Origin of the sequence: Mycobacterium sp. RTGN5 (assembly GCF_033804465.1) — a bacterium.
Taxonomy (GTDB): domain Bacteria; phylum Actinomycetota; class Actinomycetes; order Mycobacteriales; family Mycobacteriaceae; genus Mycobacterium.
Genome location: NZ_JAPZLA010000006.1, coordinates 59,728 through 79,042, shown reverse-complemented (window position 1 = coordinate 79,042; position 19,315 = coordinate 59,728). Strand labels below are relative to the sequence as shown.

Below are 19,315 nucleotides of genomic sequence, written 5' to 3'. Positions count from 1 at the left end.
GCTTCAGTCTTCTTCAGCGGGGGTTCTGGTCGAGCTTGGAGATGAACACCGCGGCTTGCGTCCGCCGCTCCATACCAAGCTTTGCCAGCAATCGCGAAACGTAGTTTTTTACCGTCTTCTCGGCCAGGAACATCCGCGCAGCGATTTGCTTGTTCGTCAGTCCCTCGCCGAGTAAGCCCAGCAGCACCCGCTCTTGTTCGGTGAGACCCGACAGCGGATCGGAGCGCTCGGCGGCGCCGCGCAGCTTCGCCATCAACGCTGCGGCCGCCCGATTGTCCAGGAGCGAACGGCCCGCGCCGACGTCCTTGATCGCCTGGGCCAGCTCCATTCCCTTGATGTCCTTGACGACGTACCCGCTGGCGCCGGCCAGGATGGCGTCCAGCATCGCCTCATCGGAGGTGAATGACGTCAGCATCAGACAGCGCAGGTCGGGCATCTTGGAGAGCAGGTCACGACACAATTCGATGCCATTGCCGTCGGGTAGGCGGACGTCGAGCACCGCGACATCGGGCTGCAGCGCCGGGATCTGCGCCAGCGCGTGCGCAACCGATCCGGCCTCACCGATGACCTCGAGTTCGGGATCGGTGGACAGCAAATCGATCAGTCCGCGGCGAACGACTTCGTGGTCGTCGACCAGAAAGACCTTGACCATGGCCCAACGATATCGGGCATCAGCCGCCAGCGGTCACAACAAGCGCTGACGATCCACAACCAAAACGGAGCAATCGGTGTTGTGCAAGGCCGCCGACCCCGTCGGGCCGAACAGTTCCTCGACGCCCTCCGCGTTGCGTGCACCCACCACGACCAGCTGGATCTCCTCGCCGTGCTTGGCGAGATAGTTCAGCACACTGCCGTGGACGGCGACCGGGCGCGCATCGAGATCGGGGTACTGATGCGTCCAGTGCGACAGCCGGCGATCGAGTTGGGCGCGCCACGAACCCAGCACCCGCAACGGCGCTTTCCGCAATCGCGCTTCGGCAACCCCGAACTGCAGCACCGCCGCGCTGTCCGGGGACTCGTCGAGTTCGACGACGACCCACCCCGGGCCCGGCCCGGCGGCACGCTCCGAGCCGCGCACGATCGCGACCGGACAGTGCGCGGTGGTGACCAGTGTGGTGGCCGTCGTACCGATGCGGTCGTGATCAAAGTGCTTGAGCCCGACCTCGCCGACACAGATCATGGCCGCCGCGCGTGACGCATCCACCAGCGTGGCGATCGGCTGGCCCGGCAGGATTTCGACCTCAACCTTGACCGGCCGCTCGGTGGCCTCGACCGCGTTGGCCGCATAACGCACCGCTAGTTCGGCGCTGGCCAGCCGGCGGACCTCATCCTGGGGGTCGGCATCTGAGCTCGACGGTTCGATCGCGTACACCAGCCGCAGCGGGATATCGCGGCTGACGGCTTCATCGATGGCCCATAACGCGGCCCGCACGGCACCCCTTGACCCGTCGACGCCGACGGTTACCGATGGCGGTGTGAACGGTTCGGGCATGGTGGCAGGGCTTGGTCAGCGCCGGCCGGCGAGTGCGATGAACGCGGGCCGCCGAACGTCATCGGATTCGATCTCCGACATCGACGTTGCGAACAGCTGGTTGGCGAGGTTGGACAGTGCTCTGGCGACGGCCAGCTCGTCGCGAAGCTCGACAGTGTGGGCGTCGCCCGCAGCCATCAGAGCTGTCCCGATCCCGACCAGGGTCGTGTTCCGCCAAGCCAACTGGGCGGTGGCGCGGGTGCGGTCGGCGTCCTCGTCGACGGCGATCTGCACTGCCGAATGTTTGGTGTCGTTGTGGTTCATATCGTCCCCCTTGCGATACTTCGATCCGACCACTCGGACCTTGGCGTCGGTAGGGACTGAAGACCCTTATCTGGTGCGGCTTACCGCCGCGGCGGGGCAATGGCTTTCATCATCAACCGCATCGCGGGTTCGGGCACGCGGTCGCGCATGGCCAGCGCGGCACTGGCGACCCGGCCACGGGCCGGGGTGCCCCGGCCGAACCAACGGTTGAGCGGGCCGCCGGACGGCTCCAGATCGACGTGCATCGGCGGACCGCCGTCGGCGGCGCCCAGCGCCGACGAGATCACCATGCGCTGGATCTCGCTGGTGCCTTCGAAGATCGTGTACAGCTTGGCGTCCCGGTACCACTTCTCGACGGGATGATCGCTGATGTATCCCCAGCCGCCCAGAGTCTGGATGGCCTGTTCGGTGGTTTTCACCGCGATCTCACTGGCGGCCAGCTTGGCCATCGAGCCCTCGCCGCGTTCGAACGGCACGCTGTTGGCGGCCATCCACGATGCACGCCAGGTGAGCAGCCGGGCGGCGTCGATACCGGTCGCCATGTCGGCCAGGGGAAATGCGATGCCCTGGTTGTCGATGATCGGGGCGCCGAACGCTTCCCGTCGATTCGCGTAGGCCGTCATGTATTCCAGTGCGGCGCGGGCGATTCCGAGCGCCTGGGCCGCGACCATCGGCCGGGTCTGTTCGAACGTGCCCAGCGTCGCCGAGCCGGTACGCCGACCGCCGGCCATGGCTTCGCGGGCTTTGGCGAGTTTGTGCTCGAGCCGGTCCTGACCACCCAGCAGGTTCTCGGCCGGGATCCGCACACCCTCGAATTTCAGCTCTGCGGTGTGCGAGGCTCGGCATCCGAGCTTGTCCAGCTTGCGGACCAGTTCCAAACCTGGTGTGCCGCCGGGCACCACGAACAGCGCCTGCCCCTTGTGGCCCAGCTCCTCGTCGACGACGGCGTTGACGACGTGGACGTTCGCGATTCCGCCGTTGCCGATCCACATCTTGTGCCCGTCGATGATCCAGTCGTCACCATCGCGGCGGGCCCGCGTGCGCAGATTGCGCACATCGCTGCCGCCCTCCGGTTCGGAGATCGCCAGCGCGGCCAACTTCAGATCGCCGGGCGTGCCGAAACATTCGGGTGCCCACGTCAGCATCTGCTCCGGGGTGGCGGCCTGGCCGATCGCCGAGAGAGCCAGAGCGGGCATCACCACCGCCAAACCGATTCCGGCGCAACCCCAGAACAGTTCCTCCATGAACATCGGCAACGACAGTCCGGTCGGGTCACCGATCAGGTCCCGGTAGAACAGCGGGCTATAAAAACCACGAGCAGCCGCTTCCTCCAGCACCGGCCATGGAAATTCCTGGCGCTTGTCGTACTCGCCGGCAACCGGACGGATGCAGTGTTCGGCGAACTCGTGTGTGCGGCGAGCAAGGTCGTGCTGTGCCGTTGTCGGCGTGAGGTCCAGGCCCATGTGCATCCCTTCGATGCCTGGGGTGATACCTCGGGTACCGAATGATCAAACGTCGGGCTGAAAGAGCCGAGAAAGTTGGAGCCCGGGCTGCCGTGGAGTCGGGTTTTGCACGGCAGCTCGGGGCTGACTGGGATATCGACCGGCCGCCGCCGAGTGTTACCGGCCCCGGCGAGATGCCGGTGCTATATCGGCGTCGCTGAAGAACTCCAGCAGGTAGCGGCTCTCCTCGATGTCGCCGATCGTGCGGAGCGCCTTCCTGCGGGTGATCAAAATGCCGGCGATGGCCAGCGCCCACACCACGTACTGCACGCACCACGCCAGCCGGAACGAGTCGAACGAATAGCCGCCCGTCGCGCCGATGATCATGCCCATCGCCAGCATGACCAGCAGCGAGGCGAGGAAGCCGCCCATGTTCACCGCGCCCTGCGCAGTGCCCAGCGTCGACCGCGGGTTGAAGGTCCGGGCGAAGTCAAAACCGACCATGGATCCCGGGCCGCCGAACGAGATCACCACGATCAGCACGACCAGAAGCCAGTACGGCGCGGCGTGTGGCAGTGCGAGCACGACCGTCCACACCAGGGCGTTGCTGATCACGATGCCCAGCACCACCCAGGAGCGCCGGTGCGGGTGACGGCCGGTGACCATGCCGATCACCACACCGAAGACGATCGCGGCGGCCACCGAGATGGTCAGCAGCGTTCCCGCGTCGCCACGCGAAAGATTTTGCGCCACCGTCAGATACGGGACACCCCACATCAACGCGAACACAGTGACCGAGAACTGGGTGCCCATGTGCGTGAAAAATCCCAACCGGGTGCCCGGGCGCATCCAGATTGTTTTCACGCTGGCCAGCGTCTCGCGCACGCTGATCGCCGGGTCGTGAACCGCGACGCCGGGTGGCGTGTTCTTCACCAGCAGCAGGGTCAGGACCAGCGACAGGACGCCGAAAGCCGCCACGGCCGCATACGCCCTCGTCCACCCCGAACCGATCAGCAGCGCCAGGAACGGCACCGCCGAGAGCACCTGGCCGAGTTGCCCTGAGATACCGGTCAATTGGGTCACCAACGGAATCTGGCGCGGTTTGAACCAGTGCGGTACCAGCCTCAGCACCGAGATGAACGTGAACGCGTCCCCTAGGCCCACCACCGCGCGCGCCGCGATCGCCGTAGGCAATGAGACGGTGAACGCGAGTGCGAGCTGTCCAGCCACCATCAGGGTGCCGCCGGCCAGGATCATCACCTTGGATCCGAAGCGATCGAGCAGCAAGCCGGCCGGGATCTGCGCGGCCGCGTACACGACGACCTGCAGCACGACGAAGGTCGACAGTACGCCGGGGCTGGCCGAGAACCGGTTGGCCGCATCCAGCCCGGAGACGCCGAGCGTGGTCCGGTCAAGGACGGCCACGATGTAGGCCAACACTCCCGTCGACCACACAATCCAGGCCCGCACTGACCATCACCCTTTCATCGAGACGCCTGAACCAATCATCTCCCGGCGGCGCAAATTGATTCCCGAGTCGTTTCCTCCTTCAGACCCGGGTCGATGCCGGATCGCCGCCGAAGCGCTGCGCCAGCCACACCGGGATCACGGCGATCAGGGTCAATGCCGCGGCGACGACGTTGATCACCGGGGCCTGATTGGGCCGGAACAGGTTGCCGAATATCCAGATCGGCAGCGTCTGCACCGTCGGGCCCGCGGTGAACGTTGTGACGACGATCTCGTCGAAGCTCAACGCGAACGCCAGGATCGCGCCGGCCAGCAGCGCCCCCCGCATCAGCGGGAAGGTCACGTACCGGAAGGTCTGCCAGCCCGACGCACCGAGATCGGCCGATGCGTCGTCCAGTCCGGTGCCCAGCCGGCGCAACCGGGCCTGGGTGTTGTTGAACACGATCACGATGCAGAACGTCGCGTGCCCCACGATGACCGTCGCCAGCCCCAACGTGATGCCGAGCGCCGAGGTGAACGTCGCGTTCAGCGCGATACCGGTCACGATCCCAGGCAGCGTAATCGGCAACACCACCAGAAAGCTGATGGTCTGCCGCCCGAAGAATTGGTAGCGCTGCACGGCGAACGCCGCCATGGTGCCCAGCACCAGTGCCAGTGCCGTCGCGCACGCCCCGACGACCACCGAGTTGCCCAGTGAGTGCCACATGCCTTCGCTGTTCCAGGCGGCGGCCCACCACTGGAGGGTGAACCCGGTGGGCGGAAACGCGAACGTCTTGGACGCGTTGAACGCGTTGACGACGACGAGAAGAAGCGGTGCGTATAGGAAGACGAGCACGAACAACGTCCATATTCGGACCAGGCGACGCATCCCGTTCGACAGCATCAGACGTTCTCCAATGCCCCGGTGCGCCGCATCGCCAACAGGTAAAGCACGATCGCGGCCAACGGAATCAATGACAGCGCGGCCGCCAGCGGCTGGTTGTTGGCGGTCACCAGCTGTCCGTAGATGATGTTGCCCAACATCTGGGTCTTGCCGCCGACGATCGTCACCGCGATGTAGTCACCCATCGACAGCGAGAACGTGAAGATCGAACCGGCCGCGATGCCGGGAAACACCAACGGCGCCACAATGGTTCGCAGCGTCGTGAGATCCGAGGCACCCAGGTCGGCGCTGGCGTCGATCAGCGGGTCGGGCACCCGTTCGAAGGCGGCGAACACCGGGATCACCATGTAGGGCAGCCACAGGTAGGCCAGGGTGAGCACGGTGGCGATCAGGCCGTAGCCCGGTGTGTAACCGGCCGCCCAGTGCAACGGGCCCTCCGGCGAGAGCAGCATCCGCCACGCGTAGGCCTTGACCAGATAGCTGGCCCACAGCGGCGTCGTCACCGCGACCACCAGTGCCAGCCGCACCCGGGGCGAGGCGACCTTGGCCATGTAGAGCCCCAGCGGAACGGCGAGCACGATACAGATCGCGGTGACGCTCAACGCAATTCCGATCGTGCGCAGGGTGGCCGTGCGGAACACCGCGTCAGTGAGAACCCGCACGATGTTGTCACTGGTGTAGGACCGCACCACCGCACCGGTGAAGGTATCGGTGCTCCAGAATGCCGAAAGCAGCAGTACGCCAAGCGATCCCAGATAGGCCACCACCAGCCAGGCCAGTGGCGGAATGAGGAGAAAAGCGAGGCGGATCCGCCGGCTCACCCCCTGGGTCAGCCCTTGATCTGCTGCCATTTGTCGACCCACTCGCTGTAGGCCGTGCAGTTGTCACCGCTGCCGTCCACGCACTGCTTCTGCGGTGTCGTCCAATAGCTGATCTTCTCGGCGTAGGCGGCATCGGTGGCGTGATAGGTGTCGCAGAACGTCTTGTCGCTGGTGAAGTCGCAGGCCTTGGTCTGCGCCGGGGCCTCACCGAAATACTCGGCGACTTGGGCGTTGATCTCCGGCGAGGTGATCCAATCCATCCACTGGTACATGCAGTTGGGGTTCTTGGCCTTTGACGACACCATCCAGGTGTCCGACCATCCGGTTGCGCCCTCCTTGGGCAGCACGGTGGCGATCTTGACCTTGGCGTCGGTGGTCAGCATGTTGGCGATCACCTGCCAGGTGGTGCCGATCACCGAGGTGCCGGACTCGAAGGCCTGCACCGCCTTGGTGTAATCGGCCCAGTACTCGCCGATGTTGCCGTGCTGGGCCTTGAGCAGATCGACCGCGGCGTTGAGTTGATCTTCGGTCAGCGAGTACGGATTCTTGATTCCCAGTTCGGGTTTCGTCTTCGACAGGTACAGCGCGGCGTCAGCGATGTAGATGGGGGAGTCATAGGCGGTGACCTTGCCCTTGTACTCCGGAGCCCCCGGGAAGACCGCGCCCCAGCTGTCGGGGGCGCCCTTGACCACGTCGGTGTTGTACATCAGCAGGTTGGCACCCCAGCCGTGCGGGATGCCGTACATCTGGCCGTTCACCGCGTTCCACGGCTTGTCCTTGAGGAACGCCGAGATGGTCTCGTAGTTTCCCACCAGCTTGGTGTTGACCGGCGCGACGTCACCGGCGTAGATGAGCCGCAGCGTGGCGTCGCCCGAGGCCGAGACGCCGTCGTACTGGCCGGTGCGCATCAGCTGCAGCATCTCGTCAGAGGTGTTGCCCACCTTGACGTTGACCTTGCAGCCGGTCTTCTGCTCGAACGGGTGCACCCAGTCGACCTTCGGGTCGTTGGAGCCGTCCTCGGCATACCCCGGCCACGCGATCAGATTGAGCTGGCCTTCGCCCTTGCCGAGAGCCGACAACGGCTCCATTTTGGGTGGCGCCGTGGAGCTGCCGCCGCCGGAGGTGTTGGAGCTCGAACAAGCAGCGACCAGCGCGGCGCACGCGACCAGCGCAACGCCGAGGCGACGGGTGGTGGTTCTCATGGCGAGCTCCTTCTGTTATGCGGACAGGGACCGAACGGCATTGGGTGGCCACGCCAGTACGACGGTTGCGCCATGGGCGATGTCGGTGGACGCCTCGGCCGAAAGCAGCGTCGCGGTCAACCGAACCCCGGATACGTCCGCCGCCACTCGGGTGATCGGGCCCGCGTAGACCACCTCGGCGACTTCGGCTGTGACACTGCGCATTCCGGTTGGCACGGGCGCGTCGGGCGTCAGCGGCAGGATCCGCTCGGGCCGGATCGCAAAGGTTCCGGCCTGCCCGATGAGCGCTTCGGCCGTCGCGCCATCGATCACGTTGGACGTTCCGACGAAATCCGCGACGAACCGGTTGGCGGGGTTCTCGTAGACCTCACGGGCGGCACCGATCTGCTCGATGCGGCCGTTGTTGAACACCGCGAGCCGGTCACTGAGGGTCAGCGCCTCGTCCTGATCGTGCGTCACGATCACGAAGGTAATCCCGACTTCACGCTGAATTGCCTTGAGCTCCACCTGCATCTGCTCACGCAGCTTGAGATCCAGTGCGCCGAGCGGCTCGTCGAGCAGCAGCACCTTGGGCCGGCCCACCAAGGCCCGGGCCAGGGCGACGCGCTGCTGCTGGCCCCCCGACAACTGTGCGGGCTTGCGGGCGGCGTGCCCGGACAGCCGCACCATGTCCAGTGCGGCAGCGGTGCGCTCCCTGCGCTCGGCGCGCGCCACTCCTTTGACCTTGAGTCCGTATTCGACGTTCTGGGCCACCGTCATGTGCGGGAACAGGGCGTAGTCCTGGAAGACGGTGTTGGTGTCCCGCTTGGCCGGCGGCAGCGCGGTGACGTCTGCGCCGCCGAGATGGATGGTGCCCGCGGTCGGTTGCTCGAAGCCGGCGATCATCCGCAACACCGTGGTCTTGCCCGACCCGGATGGGCCGAGGATCGCGAACAGTTCGCCGTCGGCGACGCTCAGGTCGGCGCTCTCGACGGCGGTCACGTCGCCGAACACCTTCCGCACCCCGCGCAACTCGATCTGCGGTGACCGAGGGGGACCGGGCGGCATGGGTGGATCCTACGGATTGCGTTGTCGAACCGCAGGCCCATGATGGACTTCGCCGGTCGCAGGACCCATGCACCACCGGATTCGCGATCCCAACGTCAATCGTCGAAAGCTGATGCGGATGTGACCAGTGGCGTTGATGAGATTGCTGAGGTAGTTGTCGTATTCTGAGGCGCGTGTCCGTGTCGCGCCGCGACGTGCTGAAATTGGCCGCCGCAACCCCGGCCGCGCTGGGTCTGGGGACTTTGGCGTCGACCCTCGCTCCCGCCACCGCCAACGCCGCTCCACTCGGCGTGCTGCTGGACTACGCGGCCGGCGTGATCAGCGCCAGCGACCTCAGGGCCTCCGGCGCGCTCGGTGCCATCCGGTACGTCTCTGATCGACGCCCGGGCGGGGACTGGATGCTGGGCAAGCCGATTCAGCTGACCGAGGCCCGCGATCTTTATCAGGCCGGCATGAAAATTGTGTCCAACTATCAGTTCGGTAAACAGGACTCCGCGGACTGGCTCGGCGGGCAGGAGGCCGGGCTGATGCACGCCAAGCGCGGCTGGGCGCTGCACACAGCCGCGGGTGGCCCGGTGGCAGCCCCGATCTATGTGTCCATCGACGATGATCCCAGCCTTGACCAGTACAAAACCCAGGTCGCGCCGTACCTGCGCGCCTGGGAATCCGTGATCGGGCACCAGCGGGTTGGCGTGTACGGAAACTCCAAAACCATCGACTGGGCGCTGCAGGACGGCATCGGATCCTGGTTCTGGCAGCACAACTGGGGCTCGCCGAAGGGCTACACGCATCCCGCCGCGCACCTGCACCAGGTCGAGATCGACAAGCGCAAGGTCGCCGGCATCGGGGTGGACCTGAACAACATCATGCAGCCCCAATTCGGGCAGTGGGACTGACGAAAAGCACAAAACTTACCCACCGGTAAGGATTTGCCAGCAAACTTCTTGACGCCATTTTGGTGAACAATTGTGGACTGAAAAACCGAGCAAGTGCTTGGCCGGACGGCGCCGGGCGCGTCGGTCGACAGGAAAATCATAAGTAACGATTCGATAACAATCGTGCTTTGATCTGCACTATTGCGCCTACTCAACCGTAACCACCTACATGCAGGACGTTTGTCCCGGATGGTCTAGGTGGCCGTTCGGCGCCGTGTTACCCGTTGTGCTGTTACCCGTGCGTAGAACTCGCCAGTAACCAATATCGGACGGAAAATGGTGCTGGTTCTTATGCCACTCTTAGTGCAGCCGGAATGTTCGCAGACCCCTAGACACGGGGACCGCGCGGACGCCGTGATTCGACGGGGAATCGCCGACACCTCCGCATGGCAGCGCAGGTCTGACCCTCCAACACATACGAAGCGAATGCGCGAAGACGCGAAGACGAGCAGGACAGGGAGACACACAAGGTGACGATCCACGAGCACGACAGGCTGTCCACGGGCGACGGATCACGGCGCAGCGGAGCCAAGCAGGCCAGCACCCACGCGCTCGTCGACCGGCTGAATGCCGGCGAGCCCTATGCCGTGGCCTTCGGCGGGCAGGGAAGCGCCTGGCTGGAGACCCTCGAAGAGCTGGTCACCTCGGCCGGCATCGAATCTGAGCTCGCAACACTGGCCGGCGAGGCTGAGCTGCTGCTCGAGCCCGTCGCCGACGAATTGATCGTGGTCCGTCCGATCGGCTTCGAGCCGCTGCGCTGGGTGCGCGCGCTGGCCGCCGACGAACCCGTGCCCTCGGCCAAGCAGCTGATCTCGGCGGCGGTGTCGGTTCCCGGCGTCCTGCTGACCCAGATCGCCGCCATCCGCGCGCTGGGCCGCCAGGGCTTGGATCTGGCCGGTGCTCCGCCGGTGGCGCTGGCAGGGCACTCACAGGGCGTGCTGGCGGTGGAGGCACTGCGTGCCGCCGGCGCCAAGGATGTCCAGCTGCTGGCCTTGGCCCAGCTGATCGGCGCCGCAGGCACCCTGGTGGCCCGCCGTCGCGGGATCTCGGTGCTCGGCGACCGTCCGCCGATGGTCTCGGTGACCAACGCAGATCCCGAGCGCATCTTCGAGCTGCTCGAGGAGTTTGCTCAGGACGTCCGCACCGTGCTGCCTCCGGTGCTGTCGATCCGCAACGGCCGGCGCTCGGTCGTCATCACCGGCACCCCCGAACAGCTGTCCCGATTCGAGCTGTACTGCGAGCAGATCGCCGAGGCCGAAGCGGCCGACCGGAAGAACAAGGTCCGCGGTGGCGCGGTGTTCAAGCCGATGTTCGATCCGGTCCAGGTCGAGGTGGGTTTCCACACGCCGCGGCTGGCCGACGGCATCGATATCGTCTGCCGTTGGGCCGCCGCGGTCGGCCTCGACGTCGAGCTCGCCCGCAACCTGAGCGACGCGATCCTGGTCGGACAGGTGGACTGGGTCGAAGAGGTCACCGCGCTCAGTGAGGCCGGCGCTCGGTGGATTCTCGACCTCGGTCCCGGCGACATCCTGACCCGGCTCACCGCGCCGGTCATTCGCGGGCTGGGCATCGGCATCGTGCCCGCCGCCACCCGCGGCGGACAGCGCAATCTGTTCACTGTCGGTGCGGTGCCCGAGGTGGCCAAGCCGTGGTCGAGCTACGCGCCCTCGGTGATCCGTCTGCCCGACGGCTCGGTGAAGCTGTCGACGAAGTTCACCCGGCTCACCGGCCGCTCGCCGATCCTGCTGGCCGGGATGACGCCGACGACCGTCGACGCCAAGATCGTCGCCGCGGCGGCCAACGCCGGACACTGGGCCGAGCTGGCCGGTGGCGGTCAGGTCACCGAGCCGATTTTCGACAAGCGCATCGCCGAGCTCGCCACCCTGCTGGAGCCGGGCCGCACGATCCAGTTCAACTCGCTGTTCCTTGACCCCTATCTGTGGAAGCTGCAGCTGGGCGGTAAGCGGCTGGTGCAGAAGGCGCGTCAGTCCGGCGCGCCGATCGACGGCGTCGTGGTCAGCGCCGGCATTCCCGATCTGGAAGAGGCCGTCGAGCTGATCGACGAGCTGAACACCGTCGGCATCGCCCATGTCGTGTTCAAGCCGGGCACCGTCGAGCAGATCCGTTCGGTCATCCGGATCGCCGCCGAGGTACCCACCAAGCCGGTCATCGTCCACATCGAGGGCGGCCGCGCCGGTGGCCACCACTCCTGGGAAGACCTCGACGATCTGCTGCTGACGACCTACTCGGAACTGCGTGGCCGCTCCAACATCACCGTCTGCGTCGGCGGTGGCATCGGCACGCCGGAGCGCTCGGCGGAGTACCTGTCCGGCCGGTGGTCGGCGGCCTATAGCTACCCGCTGATGCCGGTCGACGGCATCCTGGTCGGCACCGCCGCGATGGCGTGCCTTGAGGCCACCACCTCACCGGCGGTCAAGCAGTTGCTGGTTGATACCGCGGGCACCGACACCTGGGTCGGAGCCGGAAATGCCGTGAACGGCATGGCTTCCGGGCGCAGCCAGCTCGGTGCCGACATCCACGAGATCGACAACTCCGCCTCTCGCTGTGGCCGGCTGCTCGACGATGTTGCCGGTGACGCCGAGGCGGTCGCGGATCGTCGCGAGGAGATCATCGCGGCGATGGCGGTCACCGCCAAGCCGTACTTCGGCGACGTCACAGACATGAGCTACCTGCAGTGGCTGCAGCGCTATGTCGAGCTCGCGATCGGCGATGGTGACTCCACGGCCGACACCAAGACCGCTGACTCGCCGTGGCTCGACACCACGTGGCGGGACCGCTTCGCCGAGATGCTGCAGCGCGCCGAGGCGCGGCTCAACACGAAAGACACCGGCCAGATCGAGACCCTGTTCGACGCGTCCTCGGCCGACGGCGAATGGCTGCTGGAGAATCCGGACGAGGCTCTGGCGACTCTGCTGTCCCGTTATCCCGACGCCGCGTCGGTGCTCCTGCATCCGGCCGACGTGCCGTTCTTCGTGCAGCTGTGCAAAACGCTCGGCAAGCCGGTCAACTTCGTCCCGGTCATCGACAAGGACGTGCGGCGCTGGTGGCGCAGCGACTCGCTGTGGCAGGCCCACGATGCCCGCTACACCGCCGACGAGGTTTGCGTCATTCCTGGCACCCAGGCCGTCGTCGGCATCGACCGGGTCGACGAGCCGGTGGGCGAGCTGCTCGACCGCTTCGAGCAAGCCGCGGTCGACGAGGTGTTGGCCTCGGGAGCTGCGCCGGAGCCGGCTGCCGCACGGCTGCGGGTCCGCACCGACGTGGCCGGTCCGCTGGCCATCGTGCTGGATTCGCCCGACGTGCTGTGGGCCGGTCGCACCGCGACCAACCCGGTGCACCGCATCGCTGCGCCGACCGACTGGCTGGTACACGACAGTCGTACCGCGACAAACCATTCCACCGGAGCGCGGCTCGAAGTGGTGGCCGCTGACCGCGTCGTCCTGAGCGTCCCGCTGTCGGGCACCTGGATTGACATCGCCTACACGCTGCCGGCCACGGTGATCGACGGTGGCACCCCCGTGGTGCGTACCGAAGACGCCGCTGCCGCGATGCGCGCCGTGCTGGCGATCGCCGCCGGGGTCGACGGCCCCGACGCGTTGCCGCCGGTGGTCAACGGCTCCACCACGGTGACCTTCGCGTGGGATCCCGAGCGGGTGGCCGACCACACCGGCGTGACGGCGACATTCGGTTCGCCGTTGGCGCCGACGCTGTCGATCGTGCCCGACGCGCTCGTCGGTCGGTGCTGGCCTGCGGTATTCGCCGCGATCGGCGCGGCCGCCACCGACTCCGGTTTCCCGGTCGTCGAGGGCCTGCTGAGCCTGGTGCACCTGGACCACGCGGCACGGCTGCTCAAGCCGCTGCCCACGGAACCGACCCAATTGATCGTCACCGCAACGGCTTCGGTCGCCACCGATACCGAGGTTGGCCGCGTCGTGCCCGTGACGGTCAACGTCACCGACGCCAAGGGGATGATCCTTGCGGTCCTCGAGGAGCGCTTCGCGATCCGTGGCCGCACCGGTGCCAAGGAGCTCACCGACCCGGTTCGGGCCGGGGGAGCGGTGTCGTTGAACGCCACCGATACCCCGCGCCGCCGTCGCCGCGACGTCGTCATCGGCGCCCCGGTCGACATGCGCCCGTTCGCCGTGGTCTCCGGTGACCACAACCCGATCCACACCGACCAGGCGGCCGCGCTGCTGGCCGGTCTGGATTCGCCGATCGTGCACGGCATGTGGCTGTCGGCCGCCGCCCAGCACGTGGTCACCGCCACCGACGGCAAGCCGGTTCCGCCTGCCAAGCTGATCGGCTGGACCGCTCGCTTCATGGGCATGGTCAAGCCGGGTGACGACATCGACTTCCGCGTCGACCGGGTCGGAATCGACTTGGGTGCTGAGGTTTTGGAGGTCACGGCCAAGGTCGGAACCGACCTCGTCATGAGCGCCACCGCGCGACTGGCGGCACCGAAGACGGTGTACGCCTTCCCGGGTCAGGGCATCCAGCACAAGGGAATGGGCATGGAGGTGCGCGCGCGCTCCAAGGCCGCCCGCAAGGTGTGGGACACCGCGGACAAGTTCACCCGCGACACCCTGGGCTTCTCGGTGCTGCATGTGGTGCGGGACAACCCGACCAGCCTGATCGCCTCCGGTGTGCACTATCAGCATCCCGAGGGTGTGCTCTACCTGACGCAGTTCACCCAGGTCGCCATGGCTACCGTCGCGGCCGCTCAGGTCGCCGAGATGCGGGAGCAGGGCGCCTTCGTCGAGGGCGCGATCGCCTGCGGCCACTCGGTGGGTGAATACACCGCGCTGGCGTGCGTCTCGGGCGTCTACAAGCTGGAGGCCCTGCTGGAGGTGGTGTTCCACCGCGGCAGCAAGATGCACGACATCGTGCCGCGCGACGAGATGGGCCGGTCCAACTACCGGCTGGCGGCGATCCGCCCGTCGCAGATCGACCTGCCGGACGCTGACGTCACGGAGTTCGTTGCCGAAATCGCCGAGCGTACAGGCGAATTCCTGCAGATCGTGAACTTCAACCTGCGCGGCTCGCAGTATGCGATCGCCGGCACGGTGCGCGGCCTGGAGGCGCTGGAGGAAGAGGTCGAGCGGCGCCGCGAGATCAGCGGCGGCAAGCGGTCGTTCATCCTCGTCCCCGGTATCGACGTGCCGTTCCACTCCGACGTGCTGCGCGTCGGCGTCGAGGACTTCCGCCGGGCGCTGCACCGCGTCATGCCGGAGGACGCGGACCCGGCCCTCATCGTCGGGCGCTACATCCCGAACCTGGTGCCGCGGCCATTCACCCTGGACCGCGACTTCATCCAGGAGATCCGCGATCTGGTGCCCGCCGAGCCGCTCGACGAGATCCTCGCCGACTACGACACCTGGCGTAACGAGAAGCCACACGCGTTGTGCCGCAAGGTCGTCATCGAGTTGTTGGCCTGGCAGTTCGCCAGCCCGGTGCGCTGGATCGAGACGCAGGACCTGCTGTTCATCGAGGAAGCCGCGGGCGGTCTGGGTGTCGAGCGCTTCGTCGAGATCGGTGTGAAGTCCGCGCCGACGGTCGCCGGTCTGGCCAGCAACACCCTGAAGCTGCCCGAATATGCCCACAGCACAGTGGAAGTGCTCAACTCCGAGCGTGACGCCGCCGTGCTGTTCGCGAATGACACCGACCCCGAGCCGGACATCGATGAAGCTCCCGTCGCCGAAGCGCCGGCCGAGGCCGCCGCGGTCGAGGCCGCGCCGGCAGCAGCACCGGCGGCCGCTCCTTCTGGCGGGCCACGACCGGATGACATCGGATTCGACGCGGGCGACGCGACTTTGGCGCTGATCGCGTTGAGCGCCAAGATGCGCATCGACCAGATCGAGCTGCTGGATTCGATTGAGTCGATCACCGACGGTGCGTCCTCGCGGCGTAACCAGCTGCTGGTCGATCTCGGTTCGGAGCTGAACCTGGGTGCCATCGACGGTGCCGCCGAGGCGGACCTGGCGTCGCTCAAGGGACAGGTCTCCAAGCTGGCGCGCACCTACAAGCCATTCGGCCCGGTGCTCTCCGATGCGATCAACGATCAACTGCGCACGGTGCTCGGCCCGTCCGGCAAGCGTCCGGCCGTGATCGCCGAGCGCGTCAAGAAGACCTGGGAGCTCGGCGACGGGTGGGTCAAGCACGTCACCGCCGAACTGGCATTGGGCACCCGTGAGGGCGCCAGCGTGCGTGGCGGTGTGCTGGGGGTCCTGCACGAGGGCGCGCTGGCCGATGCGGGCGCCGTGGACAGGGCCATCGACGCCGCGGTCACCTCGGTGGCTGCCCGCAGGGGCATTGCGGTGTCGCTGCCCTCGGCAGGCGGTCCCGCCGGTGGCGTGGTCGACTCGGCCGCGCTGACCGAATTCGCCGAGCAGGTCACCGGCCGTGACGGCGTGCTGGCCTCGGCGGCCCGCCTGGTGCTGGGACAGCTGGGTCTGGACAACCCGGTGTCGGCTGCGCCGTCGGCCACCGACGCCGAACTCATCGACCTGGTGACCGGTGAACTGGGCTCGGACTGGCCGCGGCTGGTGGCTCCGGCGTTCGACGCGAAGAAGGCGGTGCTACTCGACGACCGCTGGGCCAGTGCGCGTGAGGATCTGGTCAAGCTGTGGTTGGCCGACGAAGGTGATATCGACGCCGACTGGATGCAGCTCGGGGCGCGTTTCGAGGGTACCGGCAATGTTGTTGCCACCCAGGCAAACTGGTGGCAGGGCAGGGCCCTGGCCGCCGGCCGGAACATCCACGCCTCGCTGTTCGGCCGGATCGCCGCGGGTGCTGAGAATCCGAACAAGGGTCACTACAGCGACGAGGTCGCGGTGGTCACCGGTGCCTCCAAGGGTTCGATCGCCGCATCGGTGGTGGCCGGCCTGCTGGACGGCGGCGCCACCGTGGTCGTGACGACCTCGAAGCTGGACGACGATCGGCTGGCGTTCTACAAGGCGCTCTACCGCGACCACGCCCGCTACGGTGCGTCACTGTGGGTGATCCCGGCGAACATGGCCTCCTACGCCGACATCGACGCGCTGGCGTCGTGGGTGGGCAGTGAGCAGACCGAAAGCCTTGGGCCGCAATCAATTCACCTCAAGGACGCGCTGACCCCGACGCTGCTGTTCCCGTTCGCCGCGCCGCGCGTGTCCGGTGACCTGTCGGAGGCGGGTTCGCGCTCCGAGATGGAGATGAAGGTCCTGCTGTGGGCCGTCGAGCGGCTGATCGGTGGGCTGTCGTCCATCGGTGCCGAGCGGGACATCGCCTCGCGGCTGCACGTGGTGCTGCCCGGCTCACCCAACCGCGGCATGTTCGGCGGTGACGGCGCCTACGGCGAGTCCAAGTCCGCGCTGGACGCGGTGGTCAACCGCTGGAACGCGGAAACCTCGTGGGCACAGCGGGTCAGCTTCGCGCATGCGCTGATCGGCTGGACCAAGGGCACCGGACTGATGGGCCACAACGACGCCATCGTCGGTGCGGTCGAGGAGGCCGGCGTCACCACCTACAGCACAGAGGAGATGGCAGCGATGCTGCTCGACCTGTGCACGGTGGAGGCCAAGGTCGCGTCCGCACACACCGCGCTGAAGGTCGACCTGACCGGTGGACTCGGTGATGTCCAGCTCGACATGGCCGAGCTGGCCGCCAAGGCCCGCGAGGAGATGACGGCTGAATCGCCGGATGCGGATGCGTCCGCTGAGCCGGCGGGCACCATTGCGGCTCTGCCGTCGCCGCCGCGCGGCTACATCGCTTCCACGCCGCCGGCGTGGGCCGACATCGACGTCGACCCGGCGGACCTGGTGGTCATCGTCGGCGGTGCCGAACTTGGCCCATACGGCTCGTCGCGTACCCGCTTCGAGATGGAGGTCGACAACGAGCTGTCGGCGGCCGGTGTGCTCGAGTTGGCCTGGACCACGGGGCTTATCGTCTGGGAGGACGATCCCAAGCCGGGCTGGTACGACAGCGCCACCGGCGAACTGGTCGACGAGGCCGATCTGGTGGAGCGCTACCACGACGCCGTCGTGGAAAAATGCGGCATCCGGGAGTTCGTCGGCGACGGGGTCCTCGATCCGGACCACTCCGCGCCGCTGCTGGTCAGTGTGTTCCTGGACAAGGACTTCCGGTTCGTGGTGTCGTCGGAGACCGACGCCCGCGCGTTCGTGGAGTTCGACCCCGAGCACACCGTCGCCCGGCCCGTTCCGGACTCGTCGGACTGGGAGGTGATCCGCAAGGCGGGTACCGAGATTCGCGTCCCACGCAGTACCAAGCTGTCGCGGACGGTGGGGGCGCAGATCCCGACCGGTTTCGACCCGACGGTCTGGGGCATCAGTCCCGACATGGCCAGCTCGATCGACCGGGTGGCGCTGTGGAACATCGTCGCCACGGTCGACGCGTTCCTGTCCTCCGGATTCACCCCGACCGAGCTGATGCGCTGGGTGCACCCGAGCCTGGTGGCCTCCACGCAGGGCACCGGTATGGGCGGTATGACGTCGATGGAGACGATGTACCACGGCAACCTGATGGGCACGGCAAAGCCGAACGACATCCTGCAGGAGGTCCTGCCGAACGTCGTTGCCGCGCACGTCATCCAGTCCTATGTCGGCAGCTACGGCTCGATGATCCACCCGGTCGGCGCGTGCGCCACCGCGGCGGTGTCGGTCGAGGAGGGGATGGACAAGATCCGCCTCGGCAAGGCCGAACTGGTGGTCACCGGCGGCTTCGACGACATGACGCTGGAGGCCGTCATCGGCTTCGGTGACATGGCGGCCACCGCTGAAACCGCGACGATGCGGGCCAAGGGCATCAGCGACTCGAAGTTCTCCCGCGCCAATGACCGTCGCCGCCTTGGCTTCCTGGAGGCACAGGGTGGTGGCACCATCCTGCTGGCGCGCGGTGACCTGGCGCTGAAGATGGGTCTGCCGGTGCTGGCCGTGGTGGGTTACGCACAGAGCTTCGGCGACGGCGTGCACACCTCGATCCCGGCTCCTGGCCTCGGTGCGCTGGGTGCGGGGCGCGGCGGCAAGAATTCGCAGCTGGCCCGTTCGCTGGCCAAGCTGGGGGTCGGCGCCGACGACATCGCGGTGATCTCCAAGCACGACACGTCGACACTGGCCAACGATCCCAACGAGACCGAGCTGCACGAGCGGCTCGCCGACTCGATGGGCCGCGCCGCCGGTGCTCCGTTGTTCATCGTCAGCCAGAAGAGCCTGACCGGACACGCCAAGGGCGGTGCGGCGGTGTTCCAGATGATGGGGCTGTGCCAGATCCTGCGCGACGGCGTCATCCCGCCGAACCGCAGCCTGGATTGCGTCGACGACGAGCTGGCCACTGCCGGGCACTTCGTGTGGCCACGGGAGACCCTGCGCCTGGGCGACAAGTTCCCGCTCAAGGCGGGACTGGTCACCAGCCTCGGCTTCGGTCACGTGTCGGGTCTGGTCGCGCTGGTGCACCCGCAGGCATTCCTGGCCTCGCTGAATGCCGAGGAGCGAGCGGACTACACGAAGCGGGCCAACGATCGAGTGCTGGCCGGTCAGCGGCGACTGGCTTCGGCCATCGCCGGTGGACGGCCGATGTACGAGAAGCCAGCCGATCGCCGGTTCGACCACGACGCGCCCGAAAAGCGTCAGGAAGCGGCGATGCTGCTCGACCCGGCGTCACGGCTGGGCGAGGACGATACCTACGTGCGATGAGCAGGTGCGCATCCGC

Annotated in this window: 11 protein-coding genes; 2 read left to right on the top strand and 9 right to left on the bottom strand. The window is 67.0% G+C overall.

The genetic code is table 11. The features are described 5' to 3' along the window. Positions 1-13: 13 nt before the first annotated feature. The 9 genes from dosR to SLQ31_RS24340 form a co-directional block, all read right to left on the bottom strand. Positions 14-652, bottom strand: coding sequence for a hypoxia response regulator transcription factor DosR/DevR (gene dosR, locus SLQ31_RS24380; RefSeq protein WP_319436711.1), 639 nt, complete (start codon positions 650-652; stop codon positions 14-16). A 33-nt stretch (positions 653-685) separates the two neighbouring features. Continuing rightward, positions 686-1,492 carry a universal stress protein gene (locus tag SLQ31_RS24375; RefSeq protein ID WP_319436710.1) on the bottom strand — a complete coding sequence of 269 codons (807 nt, stop codon included), beginning with the start codon at positions 1,490-1,492 and terminating at the stop codon, positions 686-688. 15 nt (positions 1,493-1,507) lie between these two features. Continuing rightward, positions 1,508-1,795, bottom strand: coding sequence for a dsRBD fold-containing protein (locus SLQ31_RS24370; protein WP_319436709.1), 288 nt, complete (start codon positions 1,793-1,795; stop codon positions 1,508-1,510). Positions 1,796-1,875: 80 nt separating this feature from the next. Next, complete coding sequence (locus SLQ31_RS24365) at positions 1,876-3,258, bottom strand: acyl-CoA dehydrogenase family protein (RefSeq protein ID WP_319436708.1); 1,383 nt, start codon at positions 3,256-3,258, stop codon at positions 1,876-1,878. A 156-nt stretch (positions 3,259-3,414) separates the two neighbouring features. Then, complete coding sequence (locus tag SLQ31_RS24360; protein WP_319436707.1) at positions 3,415-4,707, bottom strand: MFS transporter; 1,293 nt, start codon at positions 4,705-4,707, stop codon at positions 3,415-3,417. A gap of 79 nt (positions 4,708-4,786) precedes the next feature. Further along, positions 4,787-5,587, bottom strand: coding sequence for an ABC transporter permease (locus SLQ31_RS24355; RefSeq protein ID WP_319436706.1), 801 nt, complete (start codon positions 5,585-5,587; stop codon positions 4,787-4,789). Then, positions 5,587-6,438: an ABC transporter permease gene (locus tag SLQ31_RS24350; protein WP_319436705.1), complete on the bottom strand. Its 852-nt coding sequence runs from the start codon at positions 6,436-6,438 to the stop codon at positions 5,587-5,589. Before SLQ31_RS24350 ends, SLQ31_RS24355 begins: the two co-directional genes overlap by 1 nt. Next, positions 6,417-7,610 carry an ABC transporter substrate-binding protein gene (locus SLQ31_RS24345; protein ID WP_319436704.1) on the bottom strand — a complete coding sequence of 398 codons (1,194 nt, stop codon included), beginning with the start codon at positions 7,608-7,610 and terminating at the stop codon, positions 6,417-6,419. Before SLQ31_RS24345 ends, SLQ31_RS24350 begins: the two co-directional genes overlap by 22 nt. Before the next feature lie 15 nt (positions 7,611-7,625). After that, on the bottom strand, positions 7,626-8,657 hold the full coding sequence (locus SLQ31_RS24340; protein ID WP_319436703.1) for an ABC transporter ATP-binding protein: 1,032 nt from the start codon (positions 8,655-8,657) through the stop codon (positions 7,626-7,628). Between the two features lie 173 nt (positions 8,658-8,830). Between SLQ31_RS24340 and SLQ31_RS24335 the strand changes: the two genes are divergently transcribed. Both SLQ31_RS24335 and SLQ31_RS24330 read left to right on the top strand, forming a co-directional pair. After that, positions 8,831-9,553, top strand: coding sequence for a glycoside hydrolase domain-containing protein (locus SLQ31_RS24335; RefSeq protein ID WP_319436702.1), 723 nt, complete (start codon positions 8,831-8,833; stop codon positions 9,551-9,553). A 509-nt stretch (positions 9,554-10,062) separates the two neighbouring features. Continuing rightward, positions 10,063-19,299, top strand: a complete 9,237-nt coding sequence (locus SLQ31_RS24330; RefSeq protein ID WP_319436701.1) for a polyketide synthase — start codon at positions 10,063-10,065, stop codon at positions 19,297-19,299. Positions 19,300-19,315: the final 16 nt, after the last annotated feature.